22 protein-coding genes are annotated in these 19,953 nt (G+C 61.8%); 12 read left to right on the top strand and 10 right to left on the bottom strand.

Annotated features, from left to right (window positions below; translation table 11 throughout):
- Positions 1 to 27 precede the first annotated feature (27 nt).
- On the top strand, positions 28 to 1,155 hold the full coding sequence (locus tag EIY71_RS10525; RefSeq protein WP_085746537.1) for a sensor histidine kinase: 1,128 nt from the start codon (positions 28 to 30) through the stop codon (positions 1,153 to 1,155).
- Between the two features lie 4 nt (positions 1,156 to 1,159).
- On the opposite strand, the gene EIY71_RS10520 is transcribed toward EIY71_RS10525, so the two are convergent.
- The gene (locus EIY71_RS10520) at positions 1,160 to 1,465 is read right to left on the bottom strand and encodes a chaperone modulator CbpM (protein WP_134021649.1); all 306 of its coding nucleotides are present in this window, start codon (positions 1,463 to 1,465) and stop codon (positions 1,160 to 1,162) included.
- A 23-nt stretch (positions 1,466 to 1,488) separates the two neighbouring features.
- Positions 1,489 to 2,442, bottom strand: coding sequence for a DnaJ C-terminal domain-containing protein (locus tag EIY71_RS10515; RefSeq protein ID WP_102688381.1), 954 nt, complete (start codon positions 2,440 to 2,442; stop codon positions 1,489 to 1,491).
- A gap of 293 nt (positions 2,443 to 2,735) precedes the next feature.
- Between EIY71_RS10515 and EIY71_RS10510 the strand changes: the two genes are divergently transcribed.
- Entirely contained in the window at positions 2,736 to 4,004 is a 1,269-nt protein-coding gene (locus EIY71_RS10510) for an Hsp70 family protein (protein WP_129973473.1), read from the top strand.
- Positions 4,005 to 4,112: 108 nt separating this feature from the next.
- Here the strand turns inward: EIY71_RS10510 and EIY71_RS10505 are convergent, their stop codons facing one another.
- The 3 genes from EIY71_RS10505 to EIY71_RS10495 form a co-directional block, all read right to left on the bottom strand.
- Positions 4,113 to 5,126: an AI-2E family transporter gene (locus EIY71_RS10505; protein WP_007950612.1), complete on the bottom strand. Its 1,014-nt coding sequence runs from the start codon at positions 5,124 to 5,126 to the stop codon at positions 4,113 to 4,115.
- Positions 5,127 to 5,458: 332 nt separating this feature from the next.
- Entirely contained in the window at positions 5,459 to 5,764 is a 306-nt protein-coding gene (locus EIY71_RS10500) for a PsiF family protein (protein WP_085746533.1), read from the bottom strand.
- Between the two features lie 63 nt (positions 5,765 to 5,827).
- A complete protein-coding gene (locus EIY71_RS10495) occupies positions 5,828 to 6,622 on the bottom strand; it encodes a helix-turn-helix transcriptional regulator (protein ID WP_085746532.1) in 795 nt (264 codons plus the stop codon).
- A gap of 98 nt (positions 6,623 to 6,720) precedes the next feature.
- On the opposite strand from EIY71_RS10495, the gene EIY71_RS10490 reads away from it, so the two are divergent.
- Positions 6,721 to 7,614: a DMT family transporter gene (locus EIY71_RS10490; RefSeq protein ID WP_134021647.1), complete on the top strand. Its 894-nt coding sequence runs from the start codon at positions 6,721 to 6,723 to the stop codon at positions 7,612 to 7,614.
- Here EIY71_RS10490 and EIY71_RS10485 read toward each other — a convergent pair.
- The 3 genes from EIY71_RS10485 to EIY71_RS10475 all read right to left on the bottom strand — a co-directional run bounded on the left by EIY71_RS10485 (position 7,611) and on the right by EIY71_RS10475 (position 9,537).
- Entirely contained in the window at positions 7,611 to 8,501 is an 891-nt protein-coding gene (locus EIY71_RS10485; protein WP_134021645.1) for a triacylglycerol lipase, read from the bottom strand. The genes EIY71_RS10490 and EIY71_RS10485 overlap by 4 nt on opposite strands.
- 91 nt (positions 8,502 to 8,592) lie before the next feature.
- The gene (locus tag EIY71_RS10480; protein WP_011332220.1) at positions 8,593 to 8,898 is read right to left on the bottom strand and encodes a multidrug efflux SMR transporter; all 306 of its coding nucleotides are present in this window, start codon (positions 8,896 to 8,898) and stop codon (positions 8,593 to 8,595) included.
- Positions 8,899 to 9,537 carry an FMN-dependent NADH-azoreductase gene (locus EIY71_RS10475; protein WP_085746529.1) on the bottom strand — a complete coding sequence of 213 codons (639 nt, stop codon included), beginning with the start codon at positions 9,535 to 9,537 and terminating at the stop codon, positions 8,899 to 8,901.
- Between the two features lie 119 nt (positions 9,538 to 9,656).
- Here EIY71_RS10475 and EIY71_RS10470 point away from each other — a divergent pair, with 119 nt between their 5' ends.
- The gene (locus EIY71_RS10470) at positions 9,657 to 10,559 is read left to right on the top strand and encodes a LysR substrate-binding domain-containing protein (protein ID WP_134021643.1); all 903 of its coding nucleotides are present in this window, start codon (positions 9,657 to 9,659) and stop codon (positions 10,557 to 10,559) included.
- Between the two features lie 98 nt (positions 10,560 to 10,657).
- A complete protein-coding gene (locus EIY71_RS10465) occupies positions 10,658 to 11,188 on the top strand; it encodes a bacterioferritin (RefSeq protein WP_085746527.1) in 531 nt (176 codons plus the stop codon).
- A gap of 155 nt (positions 11,189 to 11,343) precedes the next feature.
- On the opposite strand, the gene EIY71_RS10460 is transcribed toward EIY71_RS10465, so the two are convergent.
- Entirely contained in the window at positions 11,344 to 13,419 is a 2,076-nt protein-coding gene (locus tag EIY71_RS10460; RefSeq protein WP_102688376.1) for an AsmA family protein, read from the bottom strand.
- 382 nt (positions 13,420 to 13,801) lie between these two features.
- Here EIY71_RS10460 and EIY71_RS10455 point away from each other — a divergent pair, with 382 nt between their 5' ends.
- The 7 genes from EIY71_RS10455 (at position 13,802) to EIY71_RS10425 (ending at position 18,956) form a co-directional block, all read left to right on the top strand.
- Positions 13,802 to 14,308: a hypothetical protein gene (locus tag EIY71_RS10455; protein ID WP_102688377.1), complete on the top strand. Its 507-nt coding sequence runs from the start codon at positions 13,802 to 13,804 to the stop codon at positions 14,306 to 14,308.
- Between the two features lie 174 nt (positions 14,309 to 14,482).
- Positions 14,483 to 15,115, top strand: coding sequence for a TetR family transcriptional regulator (locus tag EIY71_RS10450; protein WP_007950628.1), 633 nt, complete (start codon positions 14,483 to 14,485; stop codon positions 15,113 to 15,115).
- 204 nt (positions 15,116 to 15,319) lie between these two features.
- Entirely contained in the window at positions 15,320 to 15,820 is a 501-nt protein-coding gene (ureE, locus tag EIY71_RS10445) for an urease accessory protein UreE (protein ID WP_129973467.1), read from the top strand.
- The gene (locus EIY71_RS10440) at positions 15,817 to 16,491 is read left to right on the top strand and encodes an urease accessory protein UreF (RefSeq protein ID WP_134021641.1); all 675 of its coding nucleotides are present in this window, start codon (positions 15,817 to 15,819) and stop codon (positions 16,489 to 16,491) included. Before ureE ends, EIY71_RS10440 begins: the two co-directional genes overlap by 4 nt.
- 22 nt (positions 16,492 to 16,513) lie before the next feature.
- On the top strand, positions 16,514 to 17,128 hold the full coding sequence (gene ureG, locus EIY71_RS10435) for an urease accessory protein UreG (protein WP_007950645.1): 615 nt from the start codon (positions 16,514 to 16,516) through the stop codon (positions 17,126 to 17,128).
- 27 nt (positions 17,129 to 17,155) lie between these two features.
- A complete protein-coding gene (locus EIY71_RS10430) occupies positions 17,156 to 17,728 on the top strand; it encodes a HupE/UreJ family protein (RefSeq protein ID WP_064379124.1) in 573 nt (190 codons plus the stop codon).
- A gap of 100 nt (positions 17,729 to 17,828) precedes the next feature.
- Positions 17,829 to 18,956, top strand: a complete 1,128-nt coding sequence (locus tag EIY71_RS10425) for an AGE family epimerase/isomerase (RefSeq protein WP_134021639.1) — start codon at positions 17,829 to 17,831, stop codon at positions 18,954 to 18,956.
- Between the two features lie 38 nt (positions 18,957 to 18,994).
- Here EIY71_RS10425 and EIY71_RS10420 read toward each other — a convergent pair whose 3' ends face one another.
- On the bottom strand, positions 18,995 to 19,900 hold the full coding sequence (locus EIY71_RS10420; RefSeq protein WP_134021637.1) for a cation diffusion facilitator family transporter: 906 nt from the start codon (positions 19,898 to 19,900) through the stop codon (positions 18,995 to 18,997).
- Positions 19,901 to 19,953: the final 53 nt, after the last annotated feature.

Here is a 19,953-nt window from a genome sequence, read left to right as displayed (position 1 = left end):
CCGACTTGAATTTCCAGGAACCCGGACATGCGTTTATCCGAATTTATCCGGCAACACGCGGATCACATCGTCGAGGAGTGGGAACAGTTCGCCAGGACCATCACCCCGGCGGCCGAGACCATGGACAGAACGGCGCTGCGCGATCATGCCAGAGAGATTCTGCTGGCCGCCGCCCGCGACATGGACACCGCACAGACCGCCAGCGAGCAGATTGCCAAAGCCAAAGGCGAAGGCCCGGAGAAAACCCCGAGCCTGGACGAGGCCGGTGCCAGCCACGGAGAGTTGCGCCATACAGTGGGTTTCGATCTGGTGCAGATGACGTCCGAGTTCCGTCATTTGCGTGCCTGTGTGATCCGCCTCTGGGTCAACAGTCTGGAATCACCGGACATCGCGTACTTTCAGGACATGATCCGTTTCAACGAAGCCGTTGATGAAGCCCTGGCCGAATCGACGGCCGCTTACGCCGAACAGGTTGCTCATTCACGGGATATCTTTCTCGCCATCCTCGGCCATGACCTGCGCGCACCGTTGCAAGCGGTCAGCATGTCCACCGAATTGCTGATGCGTAAAACGGCGCTGGAAGGCGATGCGCTGACCTGCGCGCTGAACATCAGACAGGGCGCGCGGCATATGGCAGCGATGGTCAGCGACCTGCTGGAACTGGTGCGCAGCCGCCTGGGCAAGAGCCTGCCGATCGAACCGGCACCGATGGACCTGGCCGACGCGGCGCGCGCGGCCATCGCCGAAGCCTGCGCCGGCAATCCGGAAAGTGATCCGACACTGAAAACCGAGGGTGACACCCGTGGCAACTGGGATGCCGGACGGATCGATCAACTGCTGCAGAATCTGATCGGCAATGCCTTGCAGCATGGGTCTGATCCGCGCGAAGTGATCGTGACGTTGAAGGGAGAAGCCGGGCACGTGCTTCTGACCGTGCACAACTGCGGCAACCCCATTCCCGCAGAAGCCATCGGTACGATTTTCGATCCATTGGTGCGCAGTGCCGACGAAGAACTCGGCCAGCCGTCGACCAGCCTCGGTCTGGGCCTGTTCATCATCAAGGAAGTGGTGACCGCCCACGGCGGGACGATCGAAGTCAGTTCAAGCGAAGCCGACGGAACGCTGTTCAGCGTGACGCTGCCCAGACAGGTTTGAAGCGCTACTCGACCACCAGCCGCGCCAGACGCTGACGGAGCATGCGGTTCTCGGATCGCAACTCCTGCACTTCTTCCAGCAGGTCCAGCGCCAGGGCGACGCCTTCCCATTCCAGGTCAAGGTCGCGCCGCAGCTTGGCGGCGCGTTTTGCCAGGGCCAGTTCGTAGTCGGTGAAGCGCCATTCCCGGGGCTGCGCGCCGTGAGGTTCGAGGATGCCGTGTTCGACGATTTCGATCACGTAGACGTCCGACAGGTCGGCCGCCTCACAGAATTCTGCCATGTCCAGTTGAACGATCAGGGGGCTGCTCATGATGGGCTACTCCGTCGTCAGTATCAGAAGTTCTCTCGCGGATTGAAGGCGGCCTTCTTCGCCAGTTCCTGCCACAGCGCCTTGACGTCATCGCCGTTGGCTTTGGGCATCACGGCCTTGAGCTGGACGAACAGATAACCGCGCTCGCCGGCCTTGTTCTGCAGGCCGTGGCCCTTGGCTCGCATGCGCTGGCCATTCTGGCTGCCGGCCGGGACCTTGAGGTTGATCTTGCCGGTCAGGGTCGGCACGGCCACTTCGGCGCCCAGCGCCAGCTCCCAGGGAGCAAGCGGCAAGGTGATGATCAGGTTTTCGCCTTCGACGTCGAATTTCGGGTGCGGCGCGAAACGGATGGTCAGGTACAGATCACCATTGGCGCCGCCACCAATGCCCGGTGCGCCCTGACCCTTGAGGCGGATGCGCTCGCCGTCGGCCACGCCGGCCGGGATCTTCACGTTCAGGCTCTTGCTGGTGTTGCTGACGTGCTGGCCCGAACCGTTGTATTGCGGCACCTGAAAGCTGATCTTTTTCGATTCGTTCGAAAGCGTCTCTTCCAGAAAGATCGGCAGTTCCAGTTCCACGTCTTGCCCTCGCCGTCCGGCGCTGCGGGATTGCCGGCCAGCGCCACCACCGAAACCGGGGCCGCGATTGCCGAAGATCGAACTGAAGAAGTCCGAAAAGTCACCGGTGTCCTGACCGCCACTGTTGCCAAAGCCGCCACGGCTCTGCCAGCCCGGCGGGCCCTGGAACGGCTGACCGTGCTGGCCGTAACGGCGCAGGTCATCGTATTCGGCGCGTTTGTCGGCACTTTTCAGCGCTTCATAGGCTTCCGAGGCGTCCTTGAACTTGGCCTCGGCGTCCTTTTCCTTGCTGACATCGGGGTGGTATTTGCGCGCCAGCTTGCGATAGGCAGCCTTGATTGCCTTGTCGTCAGCCGTCGGCTCCACGCCGAGTATCTTGTAATAGTCTTTGAAGTCCATCGAAGGAATCACCATCCGTTATCGATTTCGCGCCGATCCCAGCATGCGCCTATTCGCGCGTGCCGGGTTGACCGATCTCAAGTTTGTGACCGGGTGGCGCAGCAGAAGTTTATCGGCAGTGGACGGCGGTTCTTGCGACCGCCGGTATTTCTGCCGGCCCATGCCAGCAAGTTTGGGGCAAAGCGCCGAGTTTCAAGCAAGCTTAGTCGTGAAATAGCAGATGACCGGCCTTCGAATCTGTCGCGCACTGACATACACTGCGCGGCCGTTTTTTTGACCGGAACCGAAAGACCATGAAAGACGCCTCTCCAGCCCGTGCCTGCGGCATCGACTTCGGCACGTCCAACTCCACCGTCGGCTGGCTGCGCCCCGGCATGGAAACGATGATCGCGCTGGAAGACGACAAGATCACCCTGCCGTCGGTGGTCTTTTTCAACATCGAAGAGCGCCGCCCGGTTTACGGCCGTCTGGCGCTGCACGAGTACCTGGAAGGCTATGAAGGCCGGCTGATGCGCTCGCTCAAGAGCCTGCTCGGTTCCAAGCTGATCAAGCACGACACCAGCGTCCTCGGCACCGCGATGCCGTTCAAGGACCTGCTCGGGCTGTTCATCGGCCAGCTCAAGAGCCGCGCGGAAACTGCCGCCGGTCGTGAGTTCGAGCAAGTGGTGCTGGGCCGCCCGGTGTTCTTCGTCGACGACGATCCGCTGGCCGACCAGGAAGCCGAAGACACCCTGGTGGAAGTGGCGCGCAAACTCGGTTTCAAGGACGTGTCGTTCCAGTACGAGCCGATTGCCGCAGCCTTCGACTACGAGTCGACCATCGAAAAGGAAGAACTGGTGCTGATCGTCGACATCGGCGGCGGTACGTCAGACTTCTCGCTGGTGCGCCTGTCGCCAGAGCGTCGTGGTGTGGATAACCGTCACGACGACATCCTCGCCACAGGCGGCGTGCACATCGGCGGGACCGACTTCGACAAACAATTGAGCCTGCAAGGCCTGATGCCGCTGTTCGGCTACGGCAGCCGCATGAAAAGCGGCGCGTTCATGCCGACCAGCCACCACATGAACCTGGCGACCTGGCATACCATCAACTCGGTGTACTCGCAGAAATCGACCCTGGCCCTGGGCAGCATGCGCTACGACATCGAAGACACCGGCGGCATCGACCGTCTGTTCAAGCTGATCGAACAGCGCGCCGGGCACTGGCTGGCGATGGAAGTGGAAGAAACCAAGATCCACCTGACCCACAACGACAGCCGTCATGTGCCGCTGGATCGCATCGAGCCGGGCCTGAGCGTGGAACTGACCCGGGCGCTGTTCGAGTCGGCCATCGAGTCGCAGCTCGAGCGCGTGCGCGGCAGCGTCACCCAGTTGCTGGCAGACGCCAACGTGGCGGTGGGTCAGGTTGATACGGTGTTCTTCACTGGCGGTTCCAGCGGTATTCCGGCACTGCGCAACAGCGTCTCGGCGATGCTGCCGAACGCGCGGCATGTGGAAGGGAATATCTTTGGCAGTATCGGTAGCGGTCTGGCGATTGAAGCCATGAAGCGCTACGGCGTTTAACGCCAGCCTCAAGTTGCAAGCTTCAAGCTACAAGTAAAAGCAAAGGCAAGAGCGACCACCGCTCTTGCCTTTTTCTTGCGGCTTGCAGCTCAAAACTCGCAGCTGCTTTTAAACCATCCCGCCCAGCTTCAGCTCACTCTTCAGATACGCGTAATAAATCGGCCCCGCCACTACCCCCGGCAAGCCGAACGCGGCCTCGAACACCAGCATTGCCAGCAGCAACTCCCAGGACTTGGCACTGATCTGCCCGCCGACGATGCGCGCGTTGAGAAAGTATTCGAGCTTGTGGATAAAGATCAGATAGCCCAGCGCCGCAATCGCCACCCAGATCGACAGCGACAGGCCGACGATGGTGATCAGCGTGTTCGACATCAGATTGCCGATCACCGGCAGCAGACCGAGCAGGAAGGTCAGCACGATCAGGGTCTTGGTCAGCGGCAGCTTGATCCCGAACATCGGCAGGATCACCGCCAGGAAGATCCCGGTGAAGAAGGTGTTGAGCAGGGAAATCTTGATCTGCGCGAAGACGATGTTGCGAAACGCCTGAACCAGCAAGTGCAGACGGTCGAACAGTGCAGCCGCCAGCGGTTTACGCTTGGTGACGTCCGGCACCCGCTGCAAGGCGATGATCGCGCCCAGCACCATGCCGATCAGCAGCGTCACGAACATGTGCGCCGCGTCCTTGCCCACCAGTTGCAGGTCGGACAAATGCTTGCTCGCCCATTCACCGATGGCCACCCGGAATTCGGCGGCACTGGCCGGCAGGTAGCTGTCGAGAAACGGCGGCAGCTGCCCGCGCGCGCGGTCGACCACGCCCATGAATTTATCGAGGGAAGCGCCGGGGTTTTCCGCCTCGTGCAACAGGAAACTGATGGCCCCGGCAAAGATCAACGCCAGCACACTCACTACCAGCGTGCCCAGCAGCGCCACCGCCAGCCACCGCGCACGGCGACCTTCGATCAGCCGTTGCAGTTGCGGGGTGAGCATGTTGACCAGTTCGAACACCAGCAACCCGGCCAGCAGGCTGGGCAGCAGACGCAATGGCAACACCAGCAACAGACCGCCGAAAATGATGATGCAACTGACCCAGAACACTACATGACGCTCAGAAAACGTTGGCATACAGCCTCAAAACGAACGGCGTAAAAGGATTGGCAGTCTGCCAGCGATCCTTGGGGAGCACTAGGGATATGCGGTGTTTGTAGGTTTGGGGCTCGGCTTGAGAACCACCCCTCACCCTAGCCCTCTCCCGGAAGGAGAGGGAACTGATTGCGGGATGCTCGGGTGATCCGGCGACCTGAAAGCTCTGTATCGAATCCATAATCGACCGGATGTTTCAGGTCGAAGAATGCCTGGAAACAACGCGGTCAGTCCCCTCTCCCTCTGGGAGAGGGTTAGGGTGAGGGCCTGGATCCCAAGCCGGACACATCTGCCAGTCACCACTCAAACCCGCTTTATTTTTTCTTCAGGCAATCACTCATGAAGGTCTTGCGCGCATCACCCGTCAGCGCCTTGGTGGCCGCATCGGCGTTGCAGGTTTTCATTTTCTGTTGCTGCGGGGTCAGGGCCTTGGCGTCGTTTGCTGCCGGGGTTGCCTTGAGGCAGGTGCTCATGAAGGCTTTGCGCTCGTCGCCCTTGAGGCTCTTGGCCGTGGCGTCGGCGTTGCAGGTGGTCATTTTGTTCTGTTGCGCCGTGGCGGCGAAACCCTGGGAGCACAGCAGCAGACCGATCATCAACAAAGGGACACGCAGCATCTTCATGGAGTTTTCTCCTTGGCGCCGCCTCGATGGAGGCGGCCTCCGGCTGAGTGTAGTCAAAACTTGTTACACCTTCCTGCCTTCAAGGTGGCTGCGCCGGTATTGTTCGGGGGTACATCCGGCCTGCCGGGCGAACATGGCGATGAAGGCCGAGCCGCTGCTGTAGCCGAGATCGAAAGCGATTTCCTGCACGCTGCGCGCCGACTCCAGCGCCTCTATGGCCGCGAGATAGCGCAGCCGCTGGCGCCATTCGCCAAAACTCATCCCCAATTCCCGCACGAATTGCCGGGCCAGAGTGCGCTCGCTGACATGCACCTGCGCCGCCCAGTGCGCCAGCGGCTGATTGTTGCCGGGCTCGGCCTGCAGGGTTTCGAGAATGGTCAGCAAACCGGGGCTGCTGGCGTAAGGCAAATAGCATTGGTGAACCGGCGCCTGGCGCAATTGATCCACCAGCACCTGGGCCAGGCGCTGGTCGGCTTCGAACGCCGGGATCTTCACATCACGGGCGGCAAAGTCCTTGAGGATCGCCTTGAGAATGTCGCTGATCGCCAGAGTGCAGGCCTGCGTCGGCAAATCGGAACAGACATCCGGCGCCAGACACACAGCCCGATAGTTGACCGGCTGATGACTGTAGAAACTGTGCTCGACCTGCGGCGGCACCCACACCGCGTATTGCGGCGGCGACATGAAGCGGCTGCCGTCGACATCCATGTGCAGCACGCCGTGGGCCGCGTACTCCAGCGTGCCCCACGGATGGCGGTGCGGCGCGGCGTATTCGTGGGCGTTGAAGTCGGCATAGCGGAAATACACCGCCGACGGCAGTTCGCTGAAATCCAGCAGATCGATGTGTTTACTGTTCATGCTGTCCGGAATCAGGGGCGGGTTGTCCGGTTCGCAGTATAGGCCTGCATCCAGACAGGGGATAATCACCGTTCATCAACGTACTGGTTTCTCCTCCCATGCAATACGCGTTTCCCCTGCTGGCGATTTTCATCTGGGCCGGCAACACCGTGATCAACAAGCTTGCGGTCGGTGCGATCTTTCCCGCCGAGATCGGCTTCTACCGCTGGCTGCTCGCCGGCCTGCTGTTCACGCCGTTCATGCTCAAAAAGGTGATCGCGCACTGGCCGCAGATCCGCCCGAATCTGGGCAAGATTTTCATCCTCGGCGTGCTCGGCATGGCGGTCTATCAGAGCCTGGCCTACTTCGCCGCAACCATGACCAGCGCCACCAACATGGGCATCATCCTGTCGTTGATGCCGCTGATGTCGCTGGCCATGGCGATCATCAGCCTCGGCCAGCGCCTGACCGCCGGTGCGCTGGTCGGTGCGGTGCTATCGTTCGCCGGCGTGCTGGTGGTGGTGTCGTCCGGCAGCCTAGGCGCGCTGCTGCAACACGGGGTGAACCTGGGTGACGCAATGATGCTGATCGCCACCCTCGCCTACGCGATCTACAGCACCCTGCTGAAAAAATGGCAGCTGCGCCTGCCGCCATTGGTGTTGCTGTACTTGCAGGTGCTGGTGGCGGTGGTGGTGTTGTTTCCGCTGTACGCGACTTCACCGAAAATCGGCCTGACCCTGCAGAACATTCCGCTGGTGCTGTACGCGTGCCTGCTGGCCTCGATGCTTGCGCCGCTGGCGTGGATGCAGGCCGTGCAGCGTCTGGGCCCGAGCCGGACCACGCTGTTCTTCAACCTGCTGCCGCTGATCACCGCGCTGATTGCCGCAGTGGTACTGAAGGAACAACTGGCGATGTATCACCTGGTCGGTGGCTTGCTGACGCTGGGCGGGGTGATTCTTTCCGAGCGCTGGACCACCGCCCTCGGTCGCTCCCGCACCCCGAGCGCCGCCTAGACCCCGGCGGCTTTCAATCGCGCCGCATGCTCGACGAACAGCCGCACCGGATCCGCCCCTTTGCCGACCAGTCCCAGTGACTGGTTGACGATGTCGAAGTGATCCATCGGGTAGTCATCGCCGATGACCGTGCCCAGGTGCGAGCTGTAGCGTCCGACCATGCCGTCGCACTGCCCCGGCTCGCGCACGAAGGTTTTGGCAAACAACCGGCAACTGCGGTTGGTGCCGTCGAACAGGTTGCCGCCGCGATCGGTCTTGCCCGGCTGCAAGGTGCCGGACCACGAGTAATAACGCACGCCATTGACCTCTTCCGGCCCGTGCCCGCCCCAGGTTTCGGGCAGGCCCTGTGGATAACGCTGGTTGAACAGTGCCACGCCTTCAGTGGTCAGGGAATGGTGCGAAGCGTGGATATCCACCGGCAGTTTCGGCCCGTGGTAGCCGGTCTCCAGCAGCGCCATCAGCCAGCCGACAAAACGCAACAGCGCCTCGAGGATTCGGCCCTTGGCGCTGTCCGCCGGATAGTGTTTCGCCAGATAGTCGGCCAGTTCCGAACCGTGATTGGGCCCGGCAACCGACGTCACCGACGCCACCAGATCCGGTCGCTTGGCCGCCGCGTAACGTGCCGTCAGCGAACCCTGGCTATGGCCGAACAGATTGACCTTGGCGGCGCCGGTCTCGCGCAGGATTTCATTGATGCGCGTCAGCAACTGCTCGCCGCGCACTTCGGTGGAGTTGAGCGGCGACACCTGCACCGCAATCACCGTCGCACCACCCCGGCGCAACGCTTTGATGATTCCGTACCAGTACGGGTACAGCACCAGACGGATGAAACCGAGCATTCCCGGCACCAGCACCAGTGGATAACGTGTGGCCGAATCTTGCGACATGGGCAAACATCCTTGTGGTCGGTGAGTGGATGCAGGGCGTGCAAAACGCCCGCCAAGCATCCGCCTCGATGATGACAACTCCACGACCAGCCTACTTCAGCCCCACCACCCCCGCCACAATCAGCCCCACGGACAGCAACTTCACCAGCGTCAGGCTCTCGCCCAGCAGGGCGAATCCGAGAAACACCGTGCCAAGCGAACCGATGGCGGTCCAGATCGGGTAGGCGATGCTCACCGGCAACTCGCGCATCGCCAAGGTCAGGAAGTACACCCCGCCCACCGCCGCGACCACGGTAATCAGCGACGGCCAGAGCCGGGTGAAACCCTCGGCGTACTTCATGCCCATGGCGAAGGTGACCTCGAACCCCGCTGCGATCAGCAGAAACAGCCAGGCCACCTAGAGCTCCCGGGCGAGGTCGAGCAAGCGCTGCTCGGCCTCGGCCACCGACACCGCGAAGGTGCGCTCGGCGGATTCCTCGCCCTCGGCGGCGACCACCGTGACATCGTTGATGCCGATGAAGCCAAGCGCGGTGCGCAACCAAGGGTCGGCGTGGTTAAGCGCCTCCAGCTCACCGCCCGGGCCGAAACCGAAACCGCCGCGACTGGTGACGATCAGCGCCTTTTTGCCGTGCAGCAGCGGCGTGTATTGGGCGATGCCGTTGTCCAGCGTATGGTCGAACGTCAGACCCAACCGCACGATCTGATCGACCCAGGCCTTGAGGCCGCTGGGCACGTTGAAGTTGTACATCGGCGTGGAAATCAGCAGCAGGTCGTGATCGAACAACTCGCCCACCAGTTGATCGCTGAGCGCCAGATCGGCCTGCATCGTCAGCGGCCGAGCCTCGGGATCCGGATAAAACGCCGCCGCGACAAACGCCTCGTTCACCGCCGGAATCAACGCCCGGCCGACTTCACGGCGAGTGACCTGAGCCTGTGGATGACGGACTTGCCAGGCACTGAGAAAGGTTTCTGCCAGACGCCGCGAATGGGAACGCTCACCGCGAGGGCTGGCATGGATCACAAGAATCTTGCTCATCTGAATCTCCTTGGGACTAGACTTGAGTGACGGTGTGGCGCCAGATTGCAGCACCCACGTCATCGCCTCAAATGAGCAAAAATCAGTCGGGATGAATTGATTTCATCCGTGGAGTTTCCATGTTCGCTTCATTGCCGCTGACCGCCCTGCGCGCGTTCGAATCCGCCTCCCGCCTGCTGAGTTTCAAGGCGGCCGCTGAAGAACTGGCGGTGACGCCGACGGCGATTTCCCATCAGATCCGCTCGCTGGAGGACTGGCTCGGCGTGGCGCTGTTCGAACGCCTGCCGCGTCAGGTGCGCCTGACCGAGGGTGGCGAGCGGCTGTTTCGCAGCTTGCACGGCGCATTTCTGGAGGTGGCGCAAAGCGTCGACACCCTGCGCCCGCAACGCAGTGGCAGCAGCCTGACGCTGTCGACCACCGCTGCATTTGCCGCGCTGTGGCTGGTGCCGCGCCTGGGGCGTTTTTACGCGAAGCATCCGAACATAAATGTGCGTCTGGACACCCACTGCGAGGTGATCGATCTGCACCAGGACGCCAGCGTCGATCTGGTGTTGCGCTACAGCCTCGACGATTACCCGAACCTCTATGGGTTGTGCCTGTTCGATGAATCGTTCGGCGTGTACGGCTCGCCGGAGCAGGTGGCGCTGGCCGCCCGTCGCACCCCGGCACTGATCAGCGTGCATTGGCACAATTCGAAGCTCTACGCCCACGGCTGGGAGGCTTGGTGCGCGCAGTCAGGCGAGAACTGGCTGAATCAGCACCCGGCCGTCCGCGAATACGACGAAGAGCATTACGCCCTGCAAGCGGCCATTGCCGGACAGGGGCTGGTGCTGGCGAGCAACATCCTGGTGTCGCAAAGCGTCGCCAGCGGTCTGCTGGTGCCGTACAAGGACGAAGTCCAGGTCGACGGCGCCGGTTACAGCGCGCTTTGTGTACCGGGCCGCGAGCGGCATACGCCGGTAAAGGCGTTTTTTGCCTGGCTGCGCGAAGAGGCGCAGCTCTCCGGGCATGCCCCGCGCTGAATCCGACAAAACTTTTTGCAACGTTCATCACTCACAACCAGGTAACGATCACGTCAGCAGAACGTGACGCCAATCGGATTAGCCTCCAGGAGACTGAAATGAGTGACCTGCAATTGTCTGATGTTCAAACCCTGCGCGAGCGCGCACGCCAGCACGTGGAAAACGGCGCAGTGACCGAAAGCTACAGCGCCAACCGTGAAGAAGTGCTGCGCCTGCTCAACGAATCGCTGGCCACCGAACTGGTCTGCGTCTTGCGCTACAAGCGCCACTACTTCATGGCCAACGGCCTGAAAGCCAACGTCGCCGCCGACGAGTTTCTCGAGCACGCCACTCAGGAAGCCGAACACGCCGACCGTCTGGCCGAGCGCATCGTGCAACTGGGCGGCGAGCCCGAGTTCAACCCTGACCTGCTGTCGAAGATGTCCCACGCGCAATACGTGGCCGGCAACACCTTGAAGGAAATGGTCTACGAAGACCTGGTGGCCGAGCGGATCGCCATCGACAGCTACCGCGAGATCATCCAGTACATCGGTGACAAGGATCCGACCACCCGCCGGATCTTTGAAGACATCCTGGCTCAGGAAGAAGAGCATGCGGATGACATGGCGGATATTCTGAAGGACCTCTAATCCCCGCTCCCCCCGCTGACCGATCGTTCCCACGCTCCGCGTGGGAATGCATCCCGGGACGCTCCGCGTCCCAAGAGCGGACGCAGAGCGACCATGGCGACGTTCCCACGCAGACGGTTCGACGCCTCGACGTGGGAATGATCGGGTTGCTGCGATTACTTGGTAGGTTTGACAGTCACCGGCGCCTTGCCCGCCTTCATCTGCTCCAGCAGCGGCGCGCACTGGTTAGGCTCGCCACCACTCGGCGCCACCAGCGCCAGCAACCCTGCCGCCGGCGCAGCGATCACGCCCAAGGCCACCATCCCCGCCCCGCGCAACATCAGCGGCACCGCTTTCACCCCGGCATCCGGCTTGATGAACTTGCCCCGTACATACAACGGCGAGCGCAGGGAAATCAGGCGCCAGCCCTTGGATTCCGGCGTCACCGTCAGGTCCAGTTGCTCGGTGGCCATGTTCGCCGTGCCGTCGATGTAGATGATTGCGTTCTCGGTATCGAACACAAACAGCCGCGTGTTCGCCAGGCCAGTCTTGATGTCGAAGTCCGCCGCCGCGCAGTTGATCTTCACTTCCTTGTCGCCAAAGATCTTGCCGACCACGTAGTTGCCGACGTTGAGCCCGGCCAGCTCCATCAACTCGCGACTGATCGCGCCGTCGTTGATCAGCATCTTCAGGTTGCCGTTGGCACCGCCCAACAGTTTGGCCACCGAGTTGCCGCGACCGGCGATATCGGCATCACCGTTGAGCTCGCCGAAACTGGTCTTCATCGGTTCGAAGGTCGGGAACAGCTGTTTGAGCTTGAACTTGCGCGCGGTCAATTTGGCCCGGCCCTCCAGCGGTTCGGTGCGACCGTTGAGGCGAATCTGCGCATCGAGGTTGCCACCGGCCACGCCGAAGCGCAGCGGCTCCAGACTCAGCTCGCCGTCGTTGAGTTTGAGGTGGGTATAGAGGTCGGTGAACGGCAGTTCTTCGCTGTGGACGATGCGTTTGCCGGTGAATTCGACGTCGGCGTCCATGTCGCGCCAGCGCTCGGTCTTGAACTCTTCCACCGGCAACACCTTGTCCGCCGGCTGCTTGCTCTCGCCGCCACGGGCCTTCTGCTTGGCATTGGAATCGGCACCGATCAGCGGCGCGAGGTCGGCAAACAACAATTGATTGGACAGCAGCGCGCCACTCAGCTTGGGCCGTGGCTGACTGGCGACGTAGGCCAAATCGCCATGGATGTCGCTGCTGCCGATCTTGCCGTTGAACTGTTCGTAGCGGAACTGCGCGCCGCCCGGCTCATGCAGCTTGGCGATCAAATGGCCGTCGGTGGCGTACGGCGGGGTGTCCGGCAGGGTCACGCCGGTCAGCGGATACAGGTTGCCGAGGCTGGCGCCGGCCAGTTTCAGGCGCAGATCGAGGGCGCCGAGATTCAGCGGATCGGTCAGGGTGCCGGCGAGTTCGACGCTGGTATCGCCGATCTTCGCCTGGGCCTGCAACGGGAACGGTTTGCTCGCGTCCTGCAGAGCCAGCAAGCCACCGATCTTGCCCTGGCCGGCGAGTTTCTGGCCGTGATACTGGCCGGTGACTTTCAGGCCGAAGGCGTAATCCTGCGGTGCGCCGCCCTTGTCCTGCGCGGTTTTTGCGGCTTTGTCGCCGACGATGTCGCTGAACGGAATCGGCTTGCCCAGCGGATCGATCAACAGGTCGAGGTTGGTCTTGAGGGTCTGATCATCGAGGGTGACGTGGCCCTTGTCGAAACCGATGGCGCCGATGTCGACCACCCAGTTCGAGGGCTCGGCATTCGGGTCCTTGGGATCGAACTTGAAGGTCCAGTTGGCGCGGCCGTCGGCCAAACGCTGCAGTTGCGCGTTGGGTTCGGTCAGGTCGATGCGCGGGATCGCGACCCGTTGCGCCAGCAAGGCCAGTGGCGAAATGCGCAGCTCGACCCGTTTGAGGGTGACCATCTGCGGTTGCTTCGACCAGTCGGGATTGCCCAGCGTCAGGTCTTCGGCAACCACATGCGGCCACGGCACCCAGGCGCGCCAGCCGCCCTCGTCGAGCTCACGCCGCCAGACCACCGACAGGTTGCCGTTGATGGCGAACGGTCGATGCAGTTCTTCCGAGACTTTGGCGTTGAGCGGCGGTTTGATGCGGTTCCAGTCGAAGAACACGATGATCAATACCAGCACTGCCAGTAACAGCACGAGGGTGGCGAAGGTCCAGGCGAAGATTTTACGCGTGCGCGTCATTGCACAAAGCTCCTGAAGACGACTGCATCCATTGGCACGACGCAGCTGAAACGACGGGCCGTGATGGCCCTCATGAAATCTGTGACTGACAAACAGCCCGCAGGTTTAATCCAAAGCCCCAGCGAGGGGAAAAAACGGTCGCCATTCTGACCGATCGGTCGAATTGGCGTTACCGGACCCGCACTTTTGCGGGGCGCGAGTGGGTGGAAAATACCCACCGCAGTGCAAAACCGCCCGCCTGAAACGCCCGAGCTAGAGCCTCTCAAGCGAACAATCAATTCTGTTGATTATTACCATTGTGTTTATGAACTTTTATATCGACTTATCGAGAGTAGCATTGCCCTCGTACCCACTTTATCGCCCTCCCAAGGAGCAACCCATCATGAAACGCCAACTTCTGTTCAGTCTTACCCTCTCGATGCTGGCCAGCACCGCTTTCGCCCTGCCAGCTGCCGATCAAGCGACTCCGCAAGTCAAAACCAGCCACTCGGTGTTCAGCCAGACTGTTGCCGCTGATGGCTCGGACCGCACTCCACAAGGCCAGACCCTGGCTGAAAACGGTCGTAACCGTCTGGAAGAAAAAGGTCTGGTTCAAGATGGCTATGACAAAACCCCACAAGGTCAAACCGTAGCTGAAGGCGGCCGTGATCGTCTGGAACAGAAAGGTCTGGTTCAAGACGGTTCGGACCGCACTCCACAAGGTCAAACCCTGGCATCTGACGGTTCTGAACGCACCCCACAAGGCCAAACCCTGGCATCTGACGGTTCCGATCGCACTCCACAGGGCCAAACCCTGGCAGCCGACGGTTCCGATCGCACCCCACAAGGTCAAACGCTGGCCGAAGGTGGTGGTGACCGTGTGATCGAACGCAACAGCGCTTTGAGCTAAGCCCATGGCGGCCTGGAAAAAAAGCCCAATCCCCGGATTGGGCTTTTGACTTTTCAGCAGCCTGTATAAAGAAGTCGCGATTTCCCTGCTCCATCTCCCCCGCTGCCGTTCGACGCCGACAAAGCCGATTTGCTAGAGTGCGGCGCTTGTCTTGCCTAAGAACACACCCTTGCGATGCTGCCCCGCGCCGAACAGAAACAACAGACCCGCAACGCCCTGATGGACGCTGCCCGCCACTTGATGGAAAGCGGCCGAGGATTCGGCAGCCTGAGCCTGCGTGAAGTGACGAAAACCGCCGGCATCGTGCCCACCGGTTTCTACCGGCATTTCGCCGACATGGACGAACTCGGCCTGGTACTGGTCAGCGAAGTCGGCCAGACCTTCCGCGAAACCATCCGCCTGGTACGCCACAACGAATTCGTCATGGGCGGCATCATCGATGCGTCGGTGCGGATTTTCCTCGACGTGGTCAGCGCCAACCGTTCGCAATTCCTGTTTCTGGCCCGCGAGCAGTACGGTGGATCGTTGCCGGTGCGTCAGGCCATTGGCCGTTTGCGGGAGGACATCAGCTCCGACCTGGCGGCGGATCTGGCCTTGATGCCCAAGCTCCAGCACCTCAATCGCGAAGGCCTGAGCGTAATGGCCGACCTGATTGTCAAATCGGTGTTCGCCACCCTGCCGGACATCATCGACCCGCCCGCCGAAGCCCTGCCCGAGCATCTGACGCCCCAGGCGAAGATCACCCAGCAGTTGCGCTTCATCTTTATCGGGTTGAAGCACTGGCAAGGGCTCGGCAGTACCGAGTGAGAAAGCAAAAAATCGCAGCCTGGAGCTGCGATTTTTTTTGCGCTGCAAATTGGTGCATGAAAAAAACTTCATGCACCAAAACACCCCACAATCCTGCAACATCTTGAAACATCCACTAGGCTCCGACAGGGTTTTCCTACGCTTCGTCCGATTGGCAAGCCCCTTGCTCTAGCCTGAGCATTGTCCATTGCTGGAAGCTTTCCGATGCTGGTGATTCATCGCAGAATCGAGCCCCACCCCGTCTGGGCCGCCGAGTTGCACCTGACCTTTGAAGCCAGGAGCAAAAGCCGCTTGCGCTGTTTCAGTGCCGAAGGCGAGGACGTCGGACTGTTTCTGGAGCGCGGTCAACCGCCGCTATATGACGGCGAATGCCTGCAAGCCGAAGATGGCCGGATCGTCCGAGTCTGCGCCCGCCCCGAACAATTGCTGCACGTCACCTGCGCCAACGCCTTTGAACTGACCCGTGCGGCCTATCACCTGGGCAACCGCCATGTGGCGCTGCAAGTCGGTGACGGCTGGTTGCGACTGCTCGACGATTACGTGCTCAAGGCGATGCTCGAACAGCTCGGCGCCGCCGTGGAATCGATCGAAGCGCCGTTCCAGCCGGAACACGGCGCCTACGGGGGCGGCCATCATCATTCGCGGCACGGTGACGAAGACTTCAACTACGCGCCGAAACTCCATCAGTTCGGCGTCCGTCTGTGAACCCGGCCTGGGCGCTGCTGCGCCTGGCCAGTCCGCAATTGCCGATTGGCGGCTACAGCTATTCCCAGGGCCTGGAAATGGCGGTGGATAACGGTCGCGTCGACAGCCCGGACAGCGCCCGCCGCTGGATCAGCGATCAATTGCTGCTCAACCTAGCGCGGTTCGAGGCGCCCATGTTGCTTGCCCATTGCCAAGCCGCAGCGGATGAAAACTGGGATGAATTGCGCAAGCTCTGCGAAAGCCATCGCGCCAGCCGCGAAACCCGCGAGCTGCATCTAGAGAGCCGGCAGATGGGCTATTCGTTGCAGCAATTGCTCAACGGCCTGCCCGAACTCGATCAGCCCGCGCGGGATTTTCTCGAACAATGCGCCGAGCCGCATCTGGCCCTGTGCTGGGCACTGGCCGCGCGCGCCTGGCAGATCAGCCCGCAGGACGCCCTCGCCGCGTGGCTGTGGAGCTGGCTGGAAAACCAGCTCGCGGTGCTGATGAAAACCTTGCCGCTGGGCCAGCAAGCCGCCCAGCGCCTGACCAGCGAACTGCTGCCGCTGCTGCAACAGGCGCAGCAGGATGCCACCCGAATCAATCCCGAACACCTCGGCAGCGCCGTGTTCGGTCTGTCCCTGGCGTGCATGGCCCATGAGCGCCAGTACAGCCGCCTGTTCCGTTCCTAGGGCCTTTTATCTGGAGAATCACATGAACACACAACCCCTGCGCGTCGGCATCGGCGGCCCGGTCGGTTCCGGGAAAACCGCGTTGACCCTGGCCCTGTGCCTGGCGCTGCGCGAACGCTACAACCTGGCCGTAGTCACCAACGACATCTACACCCGCGAAGACGCCGACTTTCTGGTGCGCAACGAAGCGCTGGCGCCAGAACGCATCATCGGCGTGGAAACCGGCGGCTGCCCGCACACCGCGATCCGCGAAGACGCTTCGATCAACCTCGAAGCGGTGGATCAACTGAACCGGCGTTTTCCGGGGCTGGACCTGATTCTGGTGGAGTCCGGCGGCGACAACCTGTCCGCGACCTTTAGCCCGGAACTGTCTGACCTGACCATCTACGTGATCGACGTGTCGGCCGGCGACAAGCTGCCGCGCAAGGGCGGGCCCGGCATTTGCAAATCCGACCTGCTGGTGATCAACAAGATCGACCTTGCGCCGCTGGTCGGCGCCTCGCTGGAGATGATGAACAGCGACACCCAACGCATGCGCAACGGCAAGCCGTTCGTGTTCAGCAACCAGAAAACCGGTCAGGGCCTGGAAGACATAATTGCCTTCATCGAACGCCAGGGCCTGCTGACCGCAGCCTGATTCACTGATCAACAAGGAAGCTTATCCATGACACTCAAACGCATTCTCGGCGCCGTCGCGCTGCTGCTGACCCCGGCCCTGGCCTTCGCTCACCCTGGCCACGGCGACTCTGGCCTGGTGGCCGGCATCAGCCACCCGATCGGCGGTCTCGACCATTTGCTGGCGATGGTGGCCGTCGGTCTGTGGGCTGCGCAGCAGCAAGGCGCCGCGCGCTGGGCGCTGCCGTGCACCTTTGTCGGCACCATGCTGATCGGCGGTTTGCTCGGTTTTGAAGGGCTGGAGCTGCCGGCGCTGGAAAGCGGGATTGCCGCCTCGGTGCTGGCGCTGGGCCTGGCGGTGGCACTGGCGGTGCGTCCGCCGTTGGTGATGGCGGTGGCGGCGACGGCACTGTTTGCGCTGTTCCATGGCGTGGCCCATGGTCTGGAGTTGCCGGACATGTCGAGCCCATGGGCGTATGCCGCCGGATTCGTGGTCGCAACGGCTGCGCTGCATGCGGCGGGTTATGCGGTCGTGCGTTTTCTGCCTCAGGCGGCCGCGCCGCTGGTGCGACTGGCCGGCGCCGCTTCGGCGGTGACGGGCGCGTGGTTGCTGGCCGGCTGAATTGTACCTCTGATCGTTCCCGCGTATGGCGCGGGAACGATCGATCGCCACTCTCTGCTACCATGTCGCGCAATCGCCCCTGCCGTGACGACGTCCGCCCATGCCCCACGCCTCCCGCTCCACCTCCCTGCCTGAACTGACCGCCCTGTTCGGTGAAGTGCAACAGCACTTTCTCGACGTGATCGTGCCCCTCTGGCAAGGGCCGGGCTGGAACGCCGACATGGCGTTGCCTTATGAGGCGCTGGACGCTGCACATCAGCCGCTGCCACCACAGCGCTACCGGGCGATGGCCTGCGCACGGCAGCTGTACTTGTTCTCAAGCCTGATCGGGGTTGTGGATAACGCCGAAGTCCGCGCGGCTGCGTTGTTCCGTTCCCTGCAACGGCACTTCCACGATGCCGAGCACGGCGGCTGGTTCTACAGCATCGATCCGCAGGGCAAACCGCTGGATAAGCGCAAGGATCTCTACACCCACGCCTTCATCCTGTTTGCCTGCGCGCATTACTGGGAAAAGTCCCGCGAGCCCTTGGTCGAATCGACCCTGAATGCCGCGCTGGAAGTCATCGGCCGACGTTTCGCCACCGGTGACGGCCTCTACGAAGCCTGCCTCGACCGCGACTGGGTCACGCTGGAAACCGGCCCGTTGCAAAACCCGCTGATGCACCTGGCCGAAGCCTTCCTGGCCACGTTGGCCGTGCGCGAAGATCCCCAGACCCGGCAGGCGCTGAGCGAGTTATGCACAGCCATGCACAGGTGCTTCATCGAACCGCAACAAGGCGTGTTGATGGAAAAGCCGCTGGGGGCTGTGGATAACTGGTTTGAACCGGGGCATCAGTTCGAATGGTATTTCCTGCTCGAATCCTCACCGCTGTTGCGCGGGTCGAAGCTGCACGCGGCACTGGATCGTGCGGTTGCCTTCACCGAACAACAGGGCGTAGAAGCCGACACCGGTGCGGTGCTGGCCATGCTCGATCCGCAAGGACACGGGAAGGATTCGACCCAGCGCATCTGGGCACAGGCCGAATACCTGCGCGCCCTGACCTTGCGTCCGGGCAGTGAAAGCGCGGTGCTGCGCCAGTTGCAGGCGCTGCAACAGCGCTTCCTGCATGCCGGCGGCTGGCACGAATGCCGTGACGATCAGGGCGAGGTCAGCCGCAAGGACATGCCGTCGACCACGCCGTATCACCTGGCGACCTGCTATCGCGGCATCGCCGACTATCTGAGCTGACAGCTGTGGCGAGGGAGCAGGCTCCCTCGCCGCAAACATCAGGCAATCCACTTCCGGTCGCCAGTGAAACTGATGGTCAGCCAGCGCGCCGCGTCCGGCTTGCCCAGCTTCGCGGAAATCTCCTCACGCAGCACGTCCAGCTGACCGACGCTCTGCAGCCGGTAATCCGCCGGCAATACCACATGAATTTCGATGAACCGCGCCCGCCCGTGTTTCTGCACGTAGGACACGTAATCGTCGAAACCATGCTCAATCTTGGCCGCGTCCATCACCTGGCGCACCTGATCGTCCAGCGTGTCCGGCGCAATGCCGAGCACGTCCCGCAGCGCCGGGCCGAGGATCTTGAAGGCCGGCGGCAGCATGGTCAGGGCCAGCACGATGAGAATCAGCGGGTCGACGAACTTCGCCCACTCGCCATACCCCTGAGACTTGAGCAGCAGCGCCGCGAGGAAACTGATCAACAGGCCCACCGACAGCATCGCGTCCACCAGCCAGCTGATGTTGTCGAACTGGATCAGGCTCGACTTGAGCTTGCGATTACGGTGGCGCACGTAGAAGAAGTAGGCGAACTCGACAACGGTGAACACCGCCGCGTAGATGATCACCAGCCCCAGTTCGATCTCACGACCGCCGTTGATGATGCCGAACACACCGTTGAGAAACGCGTAGATCGCGATCAACAACAGAAAACTGCCCTCGATCAGCAGCACCATCGGCTCCAGGTGCCAGAAGCCGAACTGGAAACGTTGGTTGCTTTGCTTGGCGATCAGCTTCGCGGTGATCAGCATCAGGACTTTGATGAAGGTTGCGATCAGCGAAAAAAAGCCATCGAACAGGATGGATTGGGAACCCGAAACAAAACCGGTGGCGATCCCGGCGATCGACACGGCCAACATCAGGATGGTCGATTGTTTGAGCAGCGACTGCTCACCTCGGTTACTCACTTTGACTCCTCGAAAACCTTGAAAACCGCAGGGTGCGGTGGGGTCGTTGAGGA

The sequence above is a fragment of the Pseudomonas sp. CH235 genome (assembly GCF_004368175.1).
GTDB classification, from domain to species: Bacteria; Pseudomonadota; Gammaproteobacteria; order Pseudomonadales; family Pseudomonadaceae; genus Aquipseudomonas; species Aquipseudomonas paraglycinae.
Note: the sequence above shows the minus strand (reverse complement) of the source record. Positions and strands in the feature narration are given on the sequence as shown.